Below are 17,198 nucleotides of genomic sequence, written 5' to 3' on the forward strand. Positions count from 1 at the left end.
ATACCTGCTAAAACAAATTACCGTACCTTACACCCATTACACAATGAATAGCATTTCCTCCTCCTGCTTGTTTACAAATACATACTTCTGTTTCCTTATTAAAAGATGAAAATGAAAAAAGATGAATGGCATATAGTGCGCTTTGCTTCGCGCGGTAATAACAGCTTTATAGAAGCTGCTATGGCTGCGGTACAGGATTATTTCACCGAAAATAAAATTTCTATTTATGCCAATAGAGAGATGTGGATTAAAACTATCGTGATGCTTTCCCTGTATTTTGTACCGTATACTTTAATGGTAGTGGGTGCCGGCGCCGGTAATATCTGGCTGTACCTGGGATTATGGTTGCTCACCGGGCTGGGCATGACTGGCATAGGCGCCACCATCATGCACGATGCTAACCATGGCGCCTTTTCTCCGAAAAAAAGTGTCAATAATTTCATAGGCCATATATTGGAAGTAATCGGTGGATATGCTGCCACCTGGAAAATACAGCACAACGTACTGCACCACACCTATACCAATGTAACTGGATTAGATGAAGATATTGACAGCATTAAATTTCTGCGTTTCTCTCCCAACCAGCCACGCCATTGGTATCACAGGTATCAGTTTATTTACGCCTGGTTCTTCTATATGCTGATGACCTTATTCTGGATGACCGCCAAAGATTATTTACAGGTACTGCGTTATAAAAATCATGGCCTGCTCATAAAACAAAAAGTTTCGTTAAAACAAGCCATGTTCAGAATTTCCGTGTTCAAGGTATTCTACTATGGATATATTCTCGTGTTACCGTTATTATTTTCCGGTGTGCCCTGGTATTGGGTATTGACAGGCTTTTTCCTCATGCACTTTACTGCAGGATTATTACTCGCCTGCATTTTCCAGCCTGCACATGTCATGACTTCGTCTGAATTTGCTACACCCGTGGTAGTGGATGATGTGAAAAGAATGGAAAACAGCTGGGCCATCCATGAAGTCGTGAATACAACTAACTATGCCCCGCGCAGTCGCATACTATCCTGGTGCATAGGCGGACTAAATTACCAGATCGAACACCACCTGTTTTCCGGCATTTGTCATGTGCATTACCGGAAACTCGCCCCTATTATAAAGGCAAAAGCGGCAGCATTTAATTTACCATACCAGGTACAACCTACTTTTATACATGCCTTGTGGGAACACGGCCGCATGTTGAAACAACTGGGTGTTGCCGGTGGCCGCAAACATTAATTAAGAAGGAGGCTGTGTGTAGACAGCCTCCTTCTTAATATTCTTCCGCGAAAAACCCGATGATATTTTTGTATTTATAACTTTCCGATCTGCCATTGCTGATTGGCATTACCGTTCCAATACCACTGAATAATGCTGGCACCATTAGTATTGGAGGCGCCGTTCACATCCAGCGCCAGCCCACTGTTCACATTGGTCACCTGGTAATACCCAAAGCCCATATCCACCACTTTCCATTGTTGATTGGTACCGCCCCAATAATCCCACTGAACAATCCCAGTGCCCCCGGTTGTAGAACTACCATTCACATCCAGCGATTTATTACTGTTACGATTCGTGATGGAGAACAACCCATTACCCAGACTGGTTAACTTCCATTGCTGATTGGTACCGCCCCAATAATCCCATTGCACAATACTTCCGCCGTTGGTAGTCGAAGAACCGTTAACATCAAGGCCCTTATTACTCTGCCGGCAAACAACCTTATACCATGCATTACCATCAAATACGCCTGCAGGCTGTGTAATCGTGTTAGTACCCCAGGCATACTGCAACCGGGACAGACCCGATGCATTATTGGTGGTAACCGTGGTACCACTTAATGTTAATAAGCTGTAACCATCTCCATCTCTTAATCCGGGCCAGTATACGCACCCCATACCATGGGCATGTATACCGTTGGTCATCCCCTGGAAATAAGCAATTTCACGGTCCTGCCCCGGTGCCCCCAGATAGTCCTTCCCATTAGTCATGGGAATGCCAAATTCTGTAACCACTGTTCTGTCGGGATAACTAACACCAGATATCGCCGTTTCCCAATCAGCGGTCGTTGTTTTACTATTGTCGAACCAGCTATAGTTGTGATAAGATAACAGGCAGGTATTCAGCCTGTTGTCAGCACCTACGCCGTTAACATCCGTCGCATATCCGGCGCCATCCAACAGGATCCTGTTTTTAGGCACATTGGGATAATGTGTGAGCCAGTCCGCATACAAATTGTTCAGATTAGATAAACTATAGCCATGCGGCTCATTAAAGACTTCAAAATAAACATTGCTGTTACTAATGTATTTATTGACCACTGTTTGCCACATGTTCCAGAACTGGGTAGTGTTATCGACTACACCATCGCGGGAACTGCTTCCTTCCCAATAACACAGGATTACTTTCATGCCACTATTGGCCGCAGTGTCAATAGCAGCGGTATAACTGCCCCACCAGGCTTGCAGTACGGAAGGTGGATTAATCGGCATACGTATGGTATTGGCACCTCGTTGCTTAAAGGCATTAATAATATTGGCTGCTTTGGTTTTGGTGGTGGCGTAATTGTCGGAAGACACCAGTCCGCTTGGTACTACAAAGTCATCTTTGAAGTTGTCTGCAGGATCTGCCCAGTTAACACCTTTGAAATCGGAGGAGGCTGCCTCCAGCAGCGAGGTAGTGGTAACAATTTTCTCCTTTGCCAGACTGTTGGGGATGTTTTCCTTCATATTTTTTGAACAGCCGAAAAAAAGGAGGGTCAACGGGAGATAGAATAGTAATCGTTTCATAATTAAGCACTTTAAAACGTGAAAGATGAGGGTTAATAATATCAGCTTAGTCGTGGAAATAACGTTGACAATATAGGGTTGTTCCGCAAGGAGACCGGGGGAGTAAATCGTTTAAAACAGGGGGTAAATTAGTATTCGTTTAAAAGCAGGAGACAGTGATCAACGCAGGTGCGTATTCTCCTGATATATTTCATCAAATGGCTTTCCTTTTTGTTTTTGTATGATAGCAGAAAAACGGCTGTCTATAGGGGTCAACAATTGCAGACATAATTGTTTATCATCTTCCGTTAAATCCTGGGCCAGCATTCCTACCACTTTGAGAATTTGTTCTTTTGCCGCCTTCAATACTTTTTCTCCTTTCTTTGTAAGCTGCAGTCGCTTTACCCTTTTATCGTCCTGGTCATCATATTCACTGATCAGGCTTTTGCTTTTCAGCCTTACCAGTATATTGGTGCCGCTTGATAGTTCCAGCATATTACTGAAAATCACCTCCGACTTAATAGGTTCTTTTCCGTTAAAGATGGCTACCATGATTCCAAACTCCTCGATCTGATCTAATCCGGTACCTTCCAGTGCCTTATTCGTGTATATCATCTGGAATTTCCCAATACGGCTGATCAACTTAATTAATGCACCATTCAAATCCGGTCGCAATTGCCATTCGGGTTCCACAGTTCTCTCCTTTCTGATAGATCCAGCTAATGTACTCCGGCAAAACCCCTCAATGGTGGCGCCGGGATGGCTTTGCTCATATTCCCCCCAAAGCCTGACCAATTCAACAGTTTGATTCATCATTAATTCATTTAAGTAGCAAATAAATAAAATAAATACCAAATAGTTGTTTATTTATACCAAAAGGTTTTACTTTTACATAAATACTACCAAATTGAAATAAATAATCCCCCATGAAGATGTATTTCGCCATAAAAATTTTATTGGCCTTCCATATCATTGGATTGGTAATAATGGCCGGCACCACCACTATAGATTACCTCACTTTTAAAACATTCTGGAAACTGGTTGATCAGGGAGATCACAAGTCTTTAGGCTTACTCCCCCTGATGGCCAGGTATGGGGCCTTTGTTAGAGCGGGCGCTGTCATCATGCTGCTAACAGGCATTACGATGCTCACACTAGTAAATGGTACCTGGTGGGATCAGTTATGGTTCAGGATAAAGATGATATTAGTCATGCTATTAATAACGAATGGCATGTTTGTAGGCAGTAAGCTGGGCCATAAACTGAGAACCATCATTAACGAAAATGCCAACAGCTTTATTCCACAAACCATTGGAGTCAGAGATTCACTGCAATGGTTTTACCTTATCCAGCTGATACTTTTCTTTTTAATCATTCTGGTGAGTGTTGTAAGACCTGACAAGATTCCTAATTAAAATCATTGTATGGAAACTACTCAAAAACATATTCTTCTTTTCGGGATTACCGGAGGTACCGGAAGTATCATCGCTGAAAACCTGATCCGCAAAGGATATCATGTTACAGCCATCGCACGTGACCCCGTAAAAGTCAACTTTCAACATCCCAACCTCCTGATTAGAAAAGGTGATATCACGCAACCGGGAACATTTGCCGACCTGGTGCAGCAACATGACATCATTATTTCTGCAGTTGGCAGTCGCTCCCGGATGCCAACTACTTTATACTCTGATGGCATGAAACACATCCTGCATGCCATGGATAAACCAGAGCGCAAGCGATTAATATGCATCTCCGCTTTACCCATTGAAATAAATTCTGTAATGACGGTTTGGCAAAGGTGGCTGATAAAATATATCGTCCGGAAAATTTTCAGGCACCCGTATAAAGACTTGCTGATAATGGAAAAACTGCTGCGTAACACCCAGGTTAACTGGACTATTGTGCGCCCGCCCTGGCTAAAAGACAGCGCTCCTGCCGGCCATTATAAAGTGGCAATAAATACACACCTCAAAAGACCTTTCAGCATCTCCAGGGCAGATCTGGCGGCCTACATCACTGACATAATAGACAACCCGGAAACAAACAGGAGTATTATTGAAATCGCTTACTAAAAAACATCGGGGTCTTCATAGTTTGATCAGAAGTATACTGCGGAATGATACAGGCAGTGTCTTCACGAGGAAGCCTGCACCTGCTCTCGATAGGCAGAGGGACTTACTCCATGATATTTGCGGAAAAATTTATTCAGATGACTCTGGTCGTTGAATCCCAGTTCATGACTGATTTCCTTCAACGAAAAAGCACTATAGTGCAACCTGTTCTCCAACAGGTGTAATTTGTACTGGTTCACATATTCCCGCAGCGTACTCCCCGTTTGTTCCTTAAAAAAAGCGCCCAGGTAATGTTTCGAGTAACCGAAAATTTCAGCCAGCTGTTCTATCTGCACTTCATCTGTTTGATGTATGTGTTCATGAATATGATGAAGAATAGCCGTCACACGGGCGCCGTTAGCAGCTCCTTTTTGCGGCAACTCGTTGTCACCGGCTTTTTTAATCATGGTAAACAATGCCTGTAGCAGGAAGAAAATGGTTTCGTTATTTTCATCCTGCACTGCCTGCCATTCTGTAGTGATCAGCTTTACCAGCTGCTCCATCCTGCTGGTATCAGCACCAAACATTCTTTGCTCACGGGCCTGCAGCAGTAACTTATCCAATTCCTGATTCCAGCTTTGCTGAAACCGCAGGTGTCCGCTGCCGTGGAGATATACGTTGGTGAACTTAATAAAAGTAAAAGTAGTAGGCGTAGCGATCTCAAAATGATGGGCATCACAAGGTGCCAGCAAAAAGAGGCACGGACCGGTATAAGGATAATTCATCCCCGATATACAATGCGTACCACTGCCCTGATGCACAAAAATCAGTTCAAAGTGATTGTGGTTATGCACCGGATGTTGCCATTCCGTAACTGTAAAGTGCGATACTTTCAGGTACTCAAGTTGTATGTATCTCTTCATTCGTTGAAATATACCAATTATCCCCCGTGATGTACAAGTGTGGCAATCTGCCCGATAGCGATCTTTGTGTTATCAAAATCGATACTAAAAATACAACAGTAATATGGAACAGCATAATAATCGGAAAGTAGCACTGATAGTAGGTGCACAAGGAGTAATAGGACGTAACCTATCTGACTACCTGCTAGCACAGCAGTCATGGGATATTATTGGTTTATCCAGAAGAGGTGGAGAAGATACGGCGCAGGTAAAACACATTGCAGTAGACTTAATGAGCCGGGAAGATACCCAGGAGAAACTGGAACACCTGACTACGGTAACGCATATATTTTATGCCGCTTACCAGGACCGCGACAGCTGGGCGGCACTGGTAGCACCCAATATGACTATGCTCCGGAACGTAGTGGAAGTAGTGGAACCCGTAGCCACGCAACTACAGCACATCAGCCTGATGCAGGGATACAAAGTATATGGCGCTCACCTTGGTCCGTTTAAAACGCCTGCCCGTGAAACCGATGCAGGCAGCTTTATGCCACCGGAATTCAACATGTCGCAGCAGCATTTCCTGGAAAATATGCAACAGGGAAAATCCTGGACCTGGTCGGCTATACGTCCTTCTGTAGTAGGTGGATTTGCACTGGGTAACCCGATGAACCTGGCCATGGTCATTGCTGTATACGCTGCCATTTCCAAAGAACTGGGTCTCCCACTCCGTTTCCCGGGCAAACCAGGCGCTTATCATAAGCTGATGGAAATGACAGACGCAAATCTCCTGGCCAAAGCCACCACCTGGGCAGCAGAAAGTCCTGCCGGCACTAACCAGGCTTTTAATATCAACAATGGTGACCTGTTCCGCTGGTCCGACCTCTGGCCGCGTATTGCCCGCTACTTTGGCCTGGAAGCAGCAGATCCGTTACCGATGCAACTCGATGTAGTCATGGCAGATAAAGAACCGCTGTGGAATACGATGATGGAAAAGTATGGCCTGAAATACAGCTATGCAGAAGTTTCTTCCTGGAAATTCGGGGACTTTGTGTTCTCCTGGGACTACGACTTTTTTGCAGATGGCTCCAAAGCACGAAGAGCAGGGTTCCACGAGTTTGTAGACACCGAAGCAATGTTCATGGAGATTTTTGACAACTTCAGAAAGATGAAAGTCATTCCGTAATGATTTCAACAGATAACTGATAAAAAGAGAATGCCGTTACGAATGTAATGCCGCCCAAAAATTGAACACTTCCCGGGGCATACACTGGTAACGGCTTCTTAATAATCCTGGTATGCACTACTTCATTTCTGTTTGCGCCCCTATTATATGCCTGTTATGACAGGTCATCCGGAGTATCAAAAAAAATAATTAAATGGTTGTTTCCCCTGCATAATTAAACCACGACTAATAGCATACCAACAAAAAAATTATGCTATGAAAAACATCACAACATTCACCCCGCAAAAGCTGGTTTCATTGGCCAGCCAAGTGATTTATGGAGATGCCTACCCCAACCCTGATGATCCCCAGCCACCCGGTCCATGGGGCCCTATCATCCACGAGGCCCTGGAGTCTATGATGGCCTTCGGACAAGGTATCCGATCCTGGCGGATTATTGCCAGACGCCGTCCTGAGGTATGGGACATTTTCGGTGGCCCGTTTTCACATGTAGTACTCAATCCCCAACCACTTCCACCAGGTATTGTCTTTGTGCATTCACTTGCCCATGCAGTAATTAACCGCGTTCTCCTCATACATGATGTGGCCGCAGCCGTTCAGCCCAACGATAATGAACAGTCTGCCGGCTTCGTAGCACATTACCTTAACCGTTTTGTGGATGACCTCTGCCCAAATCCGCCGAAAATTAAAAAGCCCAAAGGCCCCTATCCTCCTGATCCGGATCCTCATCCTGAATGGTCGGCAATTGAACTGGCTGTAGTGGCCCTGGAGCTTCAACAGGCCGCGGCAGCTACTGATAATAAAAATCTGCAACAAATTTTTCTGGCAGCAGGTGACAAGCTGCTTGAAACAGGAATGGAGCGGCTATAGCTCCCCGCCTGCCCACTCAATCCTGTAAACAGTTAACCGGAACATTTCTGATACTCAACACTAAAAAGTTATGAAAACGAAACTATTATTCAACCTCAGCCTCTTTTTCATCGTATCGATACTGGTATTCATCAGCTGTAAAAAAGATAATACCGTACCCAAGCCGCCGGTTAACAACGTTCACTCGTTTCTTACAAACACACAGTGGGTGGGCTCCTATCATATTGTAAGTCCTGGTCGCGAATACGATCCGCCCTGTTGTCTTAAATTCAATTCAGATACCACTGTTATCCTGTATTCATTCTTTGTGTTTAATGTCAACAACACATTCATTGAAAAAGATAGCATCAATGGCGTTATCACGAGCATCGACAGTACCGGCACAGACAACAGGACCCGCGTGATTGTTACCTTTCCTGAAATTAATGACCGCCAGACGATGCTGATCACAAACAGACAAAAACTCACCAGCACCACTGCCGATGCCAATAAGCCTAATGTCCCTATTTCTATTACACTGGAATCATTCCCTGCTGCGGCACCTTCTTTAACGGGTACTGCCTGGCATGGGATGTTTAAGGATTCCTATCCTGATCTGAATACTATTGAGTTCCGGAAAAGTGGTAGCAATAATGTGGCGGTTTATTTCAGAAACGGAAATTATGCACCTGAAACAGCTACTCCTCAGATACCTACACCAGGCATACTCCAGGTACTCTATGTGCAACAGGGCGCTATGGTGTATATGTCTGGCTATAATGAAGAAAACAGGAAACTGGTACCTTACTTTGGCGTACTCTCTCCTTCCGGTGATAAGATGTGGGTGGACTCAAGATCAATGTATGCAAGGCTCCCTAACTACGTGCAAACAGCTCCTATATATGGGCCAATAGGTGCTACCCCTGTAATAGCCCAAAACTAGCATGCATTGATTTCGTGAGAAGGAACCCATTAGTTATCATCATAAATTTCCTTTCCACTGTGAGGAGATAGCGGTGGCTCAGGATATTTTTGAATACACCTAAATTCTAATTTATGAAAACCAAAGTGAGCTATTTGCTATTGTTTTGTTTTGCCCTTTTCCTGACCAGCGTAAACGCAGCAGGCCCTAAGTCTTCTGTTACAGCTAAAAAGGCGGCTGCCAGAGTCTCCTGCGTTGGTGTACCCCCATTCTTTTATGGATTCATGTATTATCCGGGACAAAGAGTGGTTTACAACGGCAACCTGTATCAGGCAATAACCACGAACCAGGCTCAATACCCAGGATTTTCGTCTGCGTGGGCATGGTTTGGCCCTTGTAATTAAGCGTTAAAAACATTCATTCAAGCAGAAAGCCGCATCACTGCGGCTTTCTGCTTGAATGTTAAATGCCTGGGGAATATCTTTTTCAATATTCTCAAAATGCCATTCGCCCCCATTTGCCATTCTCAAATCTCCCCAAACCATATTTGAATACAATATTACCTCTTTAAAAAGCTACAGCCTGCTACAACAGCGCTGCTATGGCTCATTCTGACCTCCAGCCATCTTCTGATTCGGTTGTGTCATCCCCGCATCAAGTCCACCTCAAGTCCACCTCAAGTCCACCTCTGCTGCAGTGCTTCTATAGGTGCATAGCGGGTGTTAAGCATAGATTAGACTGCATCTACATAATGACAATACATCTTGTGGGTAATGTTGACTATAATGATGGGGATTCTTTATGTCCTATAAACTTTATGCCTAAAATTTACACTATCTCCCAGGTTTTCGACTTGATCCCTTTTAATAAATATCATTGGCAACTACTATAAAAAGAAAAGGCCGGAGAAATTCTCCGGCCTTTTCTTTTTATAGTAGTTGCCCAACCTGGATTCGAACCAAGACAAGCAGAACCAAAATCTGCTGTACTACCATTATACTATTGGGCAATACCCTTGTTGTTTGGGATGGCAAAAGTATAACTTTTTTTATTTCTGCAAAAAAAACTTGCAATATTTTTTAAATATCCTTTAAAACCCGCTACAGTACTATATCTCAAATTCAGTTTACTCACCTCCTCACTATCTGTATGGTTTCCATGCCTCCCTGGCAACAAGATCCTTTATAGCAAGCGTTATAAAATTATTTTATTTACTTTTTCCGCTATCTGTGCTGGTTTTATCCACTCCATACAGGCGTAATCCCCTCTGAAACAGGGTTTGTTGCCAAATACAGAACAAGGCCGGCAGGAAAGATCATCGATCTGTACAGCATTATCTGCCGGTTGTGCATATCCCATAAAACCCGCAAAAGGATGAGTAGCGCCCCAAACCGATACCACTGGCACTCCAAACAAAGAGGCCAGGTGCATATTGGCGGAATCCATGCTGATCATCACATCCAACTGGCTGATGATCGTCATTTCTTCCATTAATGAAAAACGCCCCGCTATCACAATAGCTTCCGGATATTTTGCGGATAGCTCTGTCAGCAGCGCTATTTCCTGTTTTCCACCTCCCATCAGCAGTACCCGTTGTTTCGGTTCCTGCAACAGTATTTCCAGTACCACCGCCATCTTTTCGAGGGGATACATTTTCTCACGGTAAGTGGCAAAAGGAGCCATTCCTATCCACTTTTCCACTCCCTTAACACCTGTGACGGCCATAATAGACTCCGTCAAAGGACGAGGCGGAAAAACGGGTTTATTGCCCATTTCACAACGAAGTCCCAATTGCCTGAAAACAACTGCATAACGCTCAATAGTAGGGACAAGTGGTTGCAATACTTTATCCTCCCGGCGTGTCAGCGCTTTCTTTTCCGCGCGACCCTTATCTATCGATGCTACCGGCGTACCAGTCAAACGGAAAAAGGTCCGGATAATTTTTGATCGCAGCACATTATGCAGATCAGCTACCCCTCCGATTCGATACATTTTTTTCACTTCGCGAAATAAACGGTATAGCCCTTTTACTCCTTTATGTATCCCTTTTACATCAGCCGGAAAAAAAGTAAGCCGGGGAATTCCTGCACACAACGCACCCCAGTTACGATTGGTCACAAAAACAATCTCCGCATCAGGGTTATCGTCCAGTACCTGCTTCATCACAGGAATAGTCATGGCTACATCCCCCAAGGCAGACAACCGGGTAACCAATATCGTTTTAACAGTGCCCAATGATTGCAGGTTTATTTTTCGGTTTTGTATAAAACGGGATTGAGAGAAGGATCATTATACATCTTCATCTGCTTGTACACTTTCATGAACTTTTTACCTGCTTCAATATCCGCCAGCAGCGCTTCTATCGCTGTTCCCAGATCCTGTTGCTGTTCAAGGAGAATATCCAGTTTCTTCTGACAGGCCGCCCGGTGCTCAGGTGTAGCATCTGCACGGCTGGCTTCTTCCTGCATATGATAAATCTTCAACGCCAGGATAGACAAACGGTCTACTGCCCAGGCCGGACTTTCCGTATTAATGCTGGCATCTGCCGCAGTCGCCACTTTACTGAATTTTTCGAGGAAATAACTGTCGATATACTCCACCACATCGGTACGTTCCTGGTTGGAACGGTCTATCCAGCGTTTAATGCCCAGGGCTTCTACCGGGTCTATTTTAGGATCACGGATAATATCTTCCAGGTGCCACTGCACCGTGTCTATCCAGTTTTTCAGGAAAAGCAGGTGTTCAATACTGCTCTTTTCATAAGGATTGGAAATAGCCTGATGCACATCGTTGCGCTCGTGGTAGGCCGCGATACTCTGGTTAAATATCTTATTGCACAGTTGTGTAAACATGGCGCAAATGTACAAAAAACAGCTATTAGCTTTTAGCTTTTAGCAGTTAGTTTAGCAGTTAACATTCCGAAAATATTTAATCCAACCTTTTTTACACCGAAACGCCCCCTGCATCCTGCTAACAGCTAAGAGCTAACAGCTAAGAGCTAACAGCTAATAGCTAATAGCTAATAGCTAATAGCTAAAAAAAAGAAGCGCATGGTAGAAACCATACGCTTATTGTAAAAGATTGTCATGTGAATGTTCGAGAATGCAAATCGTGAAGGCTTTTAATGGTTATCTTGGGGTTGAGATGCCGTCAAGGTTATACCACCTTAAGTTCCTTTTACCCTAAAATGATGCTGTTACACACCATATGTTGGCAATAATATTTTTATAGTTGTTTATGTTTTTTTGAATGTTTTTTGCATGAAGTAAATATCAATCACTCTAATGGCTAAACGTTTTGTTTGAGGGCATAAATAAAAAATAGTCGCTGCAATTGTTAACAAAATCCAGGTCACAAATTACAGGGCCAGATCACAGACGTTGAATTTCATAAATTGAAGTGGTCTCTTACCACTATTTTTATGGGATTTCCTTTGCTTATGTTGACAATTCCTTTTGTTTAATATTCTCTAAAATTACCGGGTTTTCTAAATTATTAGGGTTCAATTCTCAGACATCACCATGTCCCGTGTGTCTTAGTGCAAATTAAATGTGGCCACTGCAGTATACACTGCAGTGGCCACATTTTTTCATACAACTTTCGTTGTAAATATCTGGTTTTTTTGTCCGTTTTAGCTAAACTATGCCTTCGGCTGACGCGCCATCGCGATATAATAGAGCGGAATGCCCAATAAAATAATGCCTAATCCGGGTAAGGTATAGTTGCTTTCAAATACCAGCAACAACGCTGCCAGCGATAATGCCACGATGATATATATCAGTGGTAATACCGGATAACCAAAAGCCTTGTAAGGCCTTTCTATTTCCGGACGCTTTTTTCTTAAAATAAAAATACCCAGAATGGTCAGCACGTAGAATATCAATACACCAAATATTACCAATGCCAGCAAGTCATTATATCTGCCTGTAAGACAAAGCATAGATGCCCATGCACACTGTATCCATAATCCGTAGGCAGGCACACTGTGTTTGTTTAACTCCCCGGCTTTTTTGAAAAACAACTTATCTTCTGCCATAGTATAATAGATCCTCGCCCCGGATAATATCAGACCATTATTGCAGCCAAAAGTGGAAATCATGATCATCACGGCAATAATATAAGCACCGTAAGAACCGAAGATTTTTGCGGCCGCTGCAACGCCTACACGGTCGTTCGCAGCAAAAGCAATTTCATTCAGTGGCAATACTGCCAGGTACATCAGGTTACAGCTCACATAAATGATCGTCACAATCAGCGTTCCGAGAAACAGGGAACGACCAATATTTTTTGCCGGGTTTTTAATTTCTCCCGCAATGAAAGTAACGTTGTTCCACGCATCGCTCGAAAACAGAGAGCCCTTCATAGATACTGCAATCGCACCAAATAAAGCCAGTCCCGATAAGGCAGCGGTGACTACCTCTCCATTCTGAGAAGTAACTGCGGCAGCATCCCAGGCATGTTGCCAGTTAGCGTTCCAGATCTCCGCTTTGGCACCAACGGCAAATCCGAAAATAATCAGTCCAAATAAGGATAACAGCTTGGCCAGTGTAAATACTGTTTGTATCACTTTACCATGGTGAACACCACGTGTATTGATAAACGTTAGTAAGATAATAGACACTATGGCCACTATCTGTGCAGCGGAAATCTGCACGAAGCCTGCATCCAACAAAATATTTTTTTCACTGAAAGCGGGAATAAGATAAGCGGTAAACTTGGCAAAGGCCACTGCCACTGCCGCAATAGTACCGGTCTGAATCACGCCGAACTGGGTCCAGCCAAATAAGAAAGCAATAAAAGGGTTATAAGCCTCCCGGAGGTATACATATTGCCCACCAGCTTTGGGATACATGCCGGATAGCTCTCCGTAGCTCAGGGCGGCAATCAGCGTAACGATACCTGCCAGCACCCACATGGCGGTAATCCAGCCAGCACCGCCTACACTGCGCGCTATCTCGGCCGTTACAATAAAAATACCGGAACCTATCATAGAACCGGCTACGATCATGGTGGCATCTAACAATCCCAGGGATGGTTTGAAAGATTTAGTTTGGTTGATTTCCATATGGTTGTTTATAAAAAATCCCGGTTCATAAGGGAACCGGGACTATAAGGTAGAAAAAAATTCGATGGTTTTATGCGCTTATTTTGTCCCAGCAGCACCATTGTCATTCATTCCTTTAATAACGTCCTTTGTTACATCGTAAGCAGGATCTTTATACAGAATGTTGCTGGCATTACTACGATAAGAGAATATGTAAGCGAAACGCTTGTCTGCATTAAAAGTCTTCAGGAAATCATCCAGTCTTTTCTGCAATTCCTCATTAAATTTAGTTTCCTGTTCTGCGTAAGAAGCACGCAGGTTCTGCGCTTCCTGCTCCAGCTGCTGTTGCTTGGACATCAGACTACGTTGTGCAGCCTCACCCTGTTCCTGTGTCAGCGTATTTGCTTTACGCTGCAGATCTTCATATTCAGCCTGTAAAGCGCGGGCTTTACCTTTCAGCTGATTGTCCATCTGTTGCTGCTTCTGTTCCAGTAAGCCCTTCTTTTCCTTGAAATACTCGAAATGCGTTTCCAGTGAATCCAAATCTACATACGCAATTTTGAAACTACCTGCTGCCGGAGTACCTGTGCCTGCTGCTGGTGTGGTAGCTGGTGTATTGTTACCAGCTTTATTCTGGCAAGACATTAATAATCCGGCTGCTAATGCCGCTATAAATCCTTTAGTCACTAATTGTTTACGAGTGCGCATGTTAATAGGTGGATTTGCTTCTTTTTAGTACATTTTTAAAATGGAACGGCTAAAATAACGTTTTTACCGGATTTTCATATTCCGATTAGTTTTTTTAGCTCGGTTTTAACTAATATTAATGTTTTACCTTCTCCAACAGGATTTCAGGCTCGTTGGTGGTAATAAAATCAATACCATCCTTCAGTAATCCATCCATGATCTCCGGATTGTCAATAGTCCACGCATTTGTGGTGACCAGCTGCTGCCTTGCGGTGGCAATCAGCTGTGGATCTTTTTTAAATACCTGCTGGTTGTAATCCAGTCCCCATATGCCATCCGCCTGCAATTGAGCCGGTGTTTTATCTCCATTCAGATAGGCAATCTTCGCTGTGGGATCCAGCGCCTTTATTTTCTTACAAATATTATAGTCAAAGCTGATATAAAACATCCAGGCCTGTGCTTTTTTGGCGTGCACCATGGCTACCGCCTGGGTAGCTAACTGCTCCCCTTTTCCTTTGGCAGATGGCTTCAACTCCAATACCAGCCTGGTCTTTTGCTGCTCCATGATGGTGTTGATATATTCCTCCAATGTAGGCACCCGATCTCCATTCTTCAACTGTACGGCCTGTAAATCCGCCAGGGTAGATTCTTCTACCTTCTTTCCTCCTATCTCCGGATCATGCGATATGACCAGCTGATCATCTGAAGATAACCAAACGTCAAATTCAGATCCTTCACAACCCAGCTTGATGGCGTCTTTCAGAGAAGTAAGGCTGTTCTGACTGCCTTCATGATGCTTCCAGGCGCCCCGGTGCGCCACTACTTTGTTGCGGATAAAATCATCTGCTACCAGCAGAAAATCAGCGGTATCATCCCCAGCTTTAATGCGCACAGGATAGGTAACATGACTATCCACGCCTACACTGACTTTCCTTTTCAGTTTCAGTTCATTCCCGCTGATCGTGAATAAACCCGACTTATCTTCCAGGAGTACGGCTGAGCCCAACTTCCCGTTTCTATCATATATCTTTCCTATTACAGCATTCCTTTTCTTAACGGGAATCGTATAGGCATCCAGGTAAGGCGCCGCTGCCTGTTGTGCGCCTGCTGCTACAGTTCCCAGCATGGCCATTCCTCCAAGCAGGAATATTTTTTTGTAATCATTCATATTACCAACGTTTGTCTCTGAAAATAACGCGCAATTTATTTATTTACGTCCCTTTGCAGGACAATTACTCCGTTAAATTAAAATAAAGCTTTGGAAAAGCATAATGCGAAAAACAAAAAGCTATTGAAGCGAATGATGGAAAAGAATAGCTCACTATTCTGTTACTTCAGTCATTCGCTTCAATAGCTTTTTGCTTTCCGCTTTCCGCTTTCTGCTTAATTATGTTGTATGGTCAATACATCAAACCTGGCCGGATCCAGTGGATAGCCGGCGGTTACCAATGTATACACTTTGCCTTTCTGCGTTTTCAGTGAAATAGTTTTCAGCACTGTGGCGGCATCTACATAATTGAAATTTACGGTGTAAGTGCTGTCTCCGACCAACGGTGCAAAAGCTGTTTGCGCAGGAAAGGTAAGTCCTTTGAAAAATAAAGGTTTACCAAAATAAATATCCATTCCCAGCGGCGTTCTGTTCGGCTTGAATCCCTCACTGAAATCAATTACCCTGACCTTTGCGCTATCATCTCTTAAAGGCGTCAAATCATCTTCTGTAACAATCAAAATGGGCCTTTTCAGGCTATCTGCTCCTACAAACGCGGTGTAGAAACGATTATTCCTTAAAAAGATTTCTCCTTTATAGGAAATAATATCAGGTCGGGCAGCAGTGGTAATGATGAGATTATACTTCTGCGACCGGTACGATTTATACCCGGTACTGGTCTTATACGCTACATTACTGGCAAAGGCATTCGTATCCAGCCTGATGTTAAACGCTACATCGCCAGGCATCGCATTAACAAATGCAAAGCTGCCGTGGGTATCAGGCACTGCGCTGTCACTATTCTTCGTACATGCTCCCAGCAATGCCAGCACAATGATAATTGGAATGATCAGATATTTCATGAAATCCGCTTCGTTTTACGGATTCAAAAATAGGTTTTAATTAGTTTTTAAAAGGTCCCCGTTAAACAAATATTATTCCTGGTAGTCTATTCATCACAAACATTTTTTTTCATATAATAAAAACCGTAGAAATGAAAATTGCAACTATCCTGGTACCTGCCCTTGCATTAAGCCTTGCTTCCATGACCATCAGCGCCCAGCAACGTACTGCCCATGATAAGGCGGATATACACCACGACAATAAGGATATCAGCAACAACAAAAAGGATATTCAGCACGACCGCAACAATGTAAAACATGATAACAAGGATATCAATCATGATAAAAAAGATATCAATGCAGATCATAAAGATTTAAATCATGACCGGAAAGATGTGAACAAAGACAAGAAAGATATCGCTAAAGACCGCAAAAACGGGGATACCAAAGACCTGAATAAAGACCAGGCTGATCTGAAGCATGATCGCAAAGACATTAACCACGACAAAAAAGACCTGGGCAAGGATGACAAAGATCTGAACAAAGACCGGAAAGACCGGAACCACGACAACAAGGATATTCAGCAGGATAAACGCCAGTTAAATAAGGATAGAAAAGATAAACAACATGATGTAAAGGATTTACAGCATGATAAAAAGGATGCACAACAAGATGCCGGCAAGCAATAAGTTGCAATGCTTTCATAACAGGGACCGCAAACAATGCGGTCCTTTTTTTAT

General features: G+C 43.5%; 17 protein-coding genes and 1 tRNA gene. 8 read left to right on the top strand and 10 right to left on the bottom strand.

The features are described from left to right. The first annotated feature begins 111 nt into the window (after window positions 1-111). Complete coding sequence (locus tag AB4Z08_RS04130) at window positions 112-1,236, top strand: fatty acid desaturase family protein (RefSeq protein ID WP_441572505.1); 1,125 nt, start codon at window positions 112-114, stop codon at window positions 1,234-1,236. 74 nt (window positions 1,237-1,310) lie between these two features. Here AB4Z08_RS04130 and AB4Z08_RS04135 read toward each other — a convergent pair whose 3' ends face one another. Then, complete coding sequence (locus AB4Z08_RS04135; RefSeq protein ID WP_441572506.1) at window positions 1,311-2,786, bottom strand: RICIN domain-containing protein; 1,476 nt, start codon at window positions 2,784-2,786, stop codon at window positions 1,311-1,313. Window positions 2,787-2,945: 159 nt separating this feature from the next. Next, window positions 2,946-3,578 (bottom strand): MarR family winged helix-turn-helix transcriptional regulator, encoded by a 633-nt coding sequence (locus AB4Z08_RS04140; RefSeq protein ID WP_441572507.1) that lies wholly within the window; start codon window positions 3,576-3,578, stop codon window positions 2,946-2,948. A gap of 113 nt (window positions 3,579-3,691) precedes the next feature. On the opposite strand from AB4Z08_RS04140, the gene AB4Z08_RS04145 reads away from it, so the two are divergent. Together AB4Z08_RS04145 and AB4Z08_RS04150 are read left to right on the top strand one after the other, a co-directional pair. Next, window positions 3,692-4,180 carry a hypothetical protein gene (locus tag AB4Z08_RS04145; RefSeq protein ID WP_441572508.1) on the top strand — a complete coding sequence of 163 codons (489 nt, stop codon included), beginning with the start codon at window positions 3,692-3,694 and terminating at the stop codon, window positions 4,178-4,180. 9 nt (window positions 4,181-4,189) lie between these two features. Then, window positions 4,190-4,837, top strand: coding sequence for an NAD(P)-dependent oxidoreductase (locus AB4Z08_RS04150; RefSeq protein WP_441572509.1), 648 nt, complete (start codon window positions 4,190-4,192; stop codon window positions 4,835-4,837). A 62-nt stretch (window positions 4,838-4,899) separates the two neighbouring features. Here the strand turns inward: AB4Z08_RS04150 and AB4Z08_RS04155 are convergent, their stop codons facing one another. Continuing rightward, the gene (locus tag AB4Z08_RS04155) at window positions 4,900-5,739 is read right to left on the bottom strand and encodes a helix-turn-helix domain-containing protein (protein ID WP_441572510.1); all 840 of its coding nucleotides are present in this window, start codon (window positions 5,737-5,739) and stop codon (window positions 4,900-4,902) included. 103 nt (window positions 5,740-5,842) lie between these two features. Here AB4Z08_RS04155 and AB4Z08_RS04160 point away from each other — a divergent pair, with 103 nt between their 5' ends. From AB4Z08_RS04160 to AB4Z08_RS04175, 4 genes are all read left to right on the top strand, one after another. Continuing rightward, window positions 5,843-6,907 carry an SDR family oxidoreductase gene (locus tag AB4Z08_RS04160; protein ID WP_441572511.1) on the top strand — a complete coding sequence of 355 codons (1,065 nt, stop codon included), beginning with the start codon at window positions 5,843-5,845 and terminating at the stop codon, window positions 6,905-6,907. A 255-nt stretch (window positions 6,908-7,162) separates the two neighbouring features. Next, window positions 7,163-7,777, top strand: coding sequence for a hypothetical protein (locus tag AB4Z08_RS04165; RefSeq protein ID WP_441572512.1), 615 nt, complete (start codon window positions 7,163-7,165; stop codon window positions 7,775-7,777). A gap of 70 nt (window positions 7,778-7,847) precedes the next feature. Further along, entirely contained in the window at window positions 7,848-8,699 is an 852-nt protein-coding gene (locus AB4Z08_RS04170; protein ID WP_441572513.1) for a hypothetical protein, read from the top strand. A gap of 113 nt (window positions 8,700-8,812) precedes the next feature. Further along, window positions 8,813-9,082: a hypothetical protein gene (locus tag AB4Z08_RS04175; RefSeq protein ID WP_441572514.1), complete on the top strand. Its 270-nt coding sequence runs from the start codon at window positions 8,813-8,815 to the stop codon at window positions 9,080-9,082. Between the two features lie 534 nt (window positions 9,083-9,616). Here AB4Z08_RS04175 and AB4Z08_RS04180 read toward each other — a convergent pair. The 7 genes from AB4Z08_RS04180 to AB4Z08_RS04210 form a co-directional block, all read right to left on the bottom strand. Next, window positions 9,617-9,687, bottom strand: a tRNA-Gln gene (locus tag AB4Z08_RS04180). Window positions 9,688-9,872: 185 nt separating this feature from the next. Continuing rightward, window positions 9,873-10,913: a glycosyltransferase family 9 protein gene (locus AB4Z08_RS04185; RefSeq protein ID WP_441572515.1), complete on the bottom strand. Its 1,041-nt coding sequence runs from the start codon at window positions 10,911-10,913 to the stop codon at window positions 9,873-9,875. Window positions 10,914-10,924: 11 nt separating this feature from the next. Next, window positions 10,925-11,530, bottom strand: a complete 606-nt coding sequence (locus tag AB4Z08_RS04190) for a DUF4254 domain-containing protein (protein ID WP_441572516.1) — start codon at window positions 11,528-11,530, stop codon at window positions 10,925-10,927. Window positions 11,531-12,318: 788 nt separating this feature from the next. Further along, window positions 12,319-13,743 (bottom strand): APC family permease, encoded by a 1,425-nt coding sequence (locus tag AB4Z08_RS04195; RefSeq protein WP_441572517.1) that lies wholly within the window; start codon window positions 13,741-13,743, stop codon window positions 12,319-12,321. 78 nt (window positions 13,744-13,821) lie between these two features. Further along, entirely contained in the window at window positions 13,822-14,430 is a 609-nt protein-coding gene (locus tag AB4Z08_RS04200) for an OmpH family outer membrane protein (protein WP_441572518.1), read from the bottom strand. Between the two features lie 115 nt (window positions 14,431-14,545). Continuing rightward, window positions 14,546-15,577 (bottom strand): glycerophosphodiester phosphodiesterase family protein, encoded by a 1,032-nt coding sequence (locus AB4Z08_RS04205; protein WP_441572519.1) that lies wholly within the window; start codon window positions 15,575-15,577, stop codon window positions 14,546-14,548. Window positions 15,578-15,792: 215 nt separating this feature from the next. Then, window positions 15,793-16,479: a DUF4397 domain-containing protein gene (locus AB4Z08_RS04210; RefSeq protein WP_441572520.1), complete on the bottom strand. Its 687-nt coding sequence runs from the start codon at window positions 16,477-16,479 to the stop codon at window positions 15,793-15,795. A 131-nt stretch (window positions 16,480-16,610) separates the two neighbouring features. Between AB4Z08_RS04210 and AB4Z08_RS04215 the strand changes: the two genes are divergently transcribed. Further along, complete coding sequence (locus AB4Z08_RS04215) at window positions 16,611-17,147, top strand: hypothetical protein (RefSeq protein WP_441572521.1); 537 nt, start codon at window positions 16,611-16,613, stop codon at window positions 17,145-17,147. Window positions 17,148-17,198: the final 51 nt, after the last annotated feature.

This window comes from Chitinophaga sp. RAB17 (assembly GCF_052114225.1).
Lineage (GTDB): Bacteria > Bacteroidota > Bacteroidia > Chitinophagales > Chitinophagaceae > Chitinophaga.

Excerpts from the sequence above, each read along its gene's own strand:
- AB4Z08_RS04215 (WP_441572521.1), top strand. The coding sequence starts at position 16,611 with ATGAAAATTGCAACTATCCTGGTACCTGCCCTTGCATTAAGCCTTGCT.
- AB4Z08_RS04165 (WP_441572512.1), top strand. The coding sequence starts at position 7,163 with ATGAAAAACATCACAACATTCACCCCGCAAAAGCTGGTTTCATTGGCC.
- AB4Z08_RS04130 (WP_441572505.1), top strand. The coding sequence starts at position 112 with ATGAAAAAAGATGAATGGCATATAGTGCGCTTTGCTTCGCGCGGTAAT.
- AB4Z08_RS04150 (WP_441572509.1), top strand. The coding sequence starts at position 4,190 with ATGGAAACTACTCAAAAACATATTCTTCTTTTCGGGATTACCGGAGGT.
- AB4Z08_RS04210 (WP_441572520.1), bottom strand. The coding sequence starts at position 16,479 with ATGAAATATCTGATCATTCCAATTATCATTGTGCTGGCATTGCTGGGA.
- AB4Z08_RS04200 (WP_441572518.1), bottom strand. The coding sequence starts at position 14,430 with ATGCGCACTCGTAAACAATTAGTGACTAAAGGATTTATAGCGGCATTA.
- AB4Z08_RS04175 (WP_441572514.1), top strand. The coding sequence starts at position 8,813 with ATGAAAACCAAAGTGAGCTATTTGCTATTGTTTTGTTTTGCCCTTTTC.
- AB4Z08_RS04145 (WP_441572508.1), top strand. The coding sequence starts at position 3,692 with ATGAAGATGTATTTCGCCATAAAAATTTTATTGGCCTTCCATATCATT.
- AB4Z08_RS04140 (WP_441572507.1), bottom strand. The coding sequence starts at position 3,578 with ATGAATCAAACTGTTGAATTGGTCAGGCTTTGGGGGGAATATGAGCAA.
- AB4Z08_RS04205 (WP_441572519.1), bottom strand. The coding sequence starts at position 15,577 with ATGAATGATTACAAAAAAATATTCCTGCTTGGAGGAATGGCCATGCTG.
- AB4Z08_RS04170 (WP_441572513.1), top strand. The coding sequence starts at position 7,848 with ATGAAAACGAAACTATTATTCAACCTCAGCCTCTTTTTCATCGTATCG.
- AB4Z08_RS04135 (WP_441572506.1), bottom strand. The coding sequence starts at position 2,786 with ATGAAACGATTACTATTCTATCTCCCGTTGACCCTCCTTTTTTTCGGC.
- AB4Z08_RS04195 (WP_441572517.1), bottom strand. The coding sequence starts at position 13,743 with ATGGAAATCAACCAAACTAAATCTTTCAAACCATCCCTGGGATTGTTA.
- AB4Z08_RS04155 (WP_441572510.1), bottom strand. The coding sequence starts at position 5,739 with ATGAAGAGATACATACAACTTGAGTACCTGAAAGTATCGCACTTTACA.
- AB4Z08_RS04190 (WP_441572516.1), bottom strand. The coding sequence starts at position 11,530 with ATGTTTACACAACTGTGCAATAAGATATTTAACCAGAGTATCGCGGCC.
- AB4Z08_RS04160 (WP_441572511.1), top strand. The coding sequence starts at position 5,843 with ATGGAACAGCATAATAATCGGAAAGTAGCACTGATAGTAGGTGCACAA.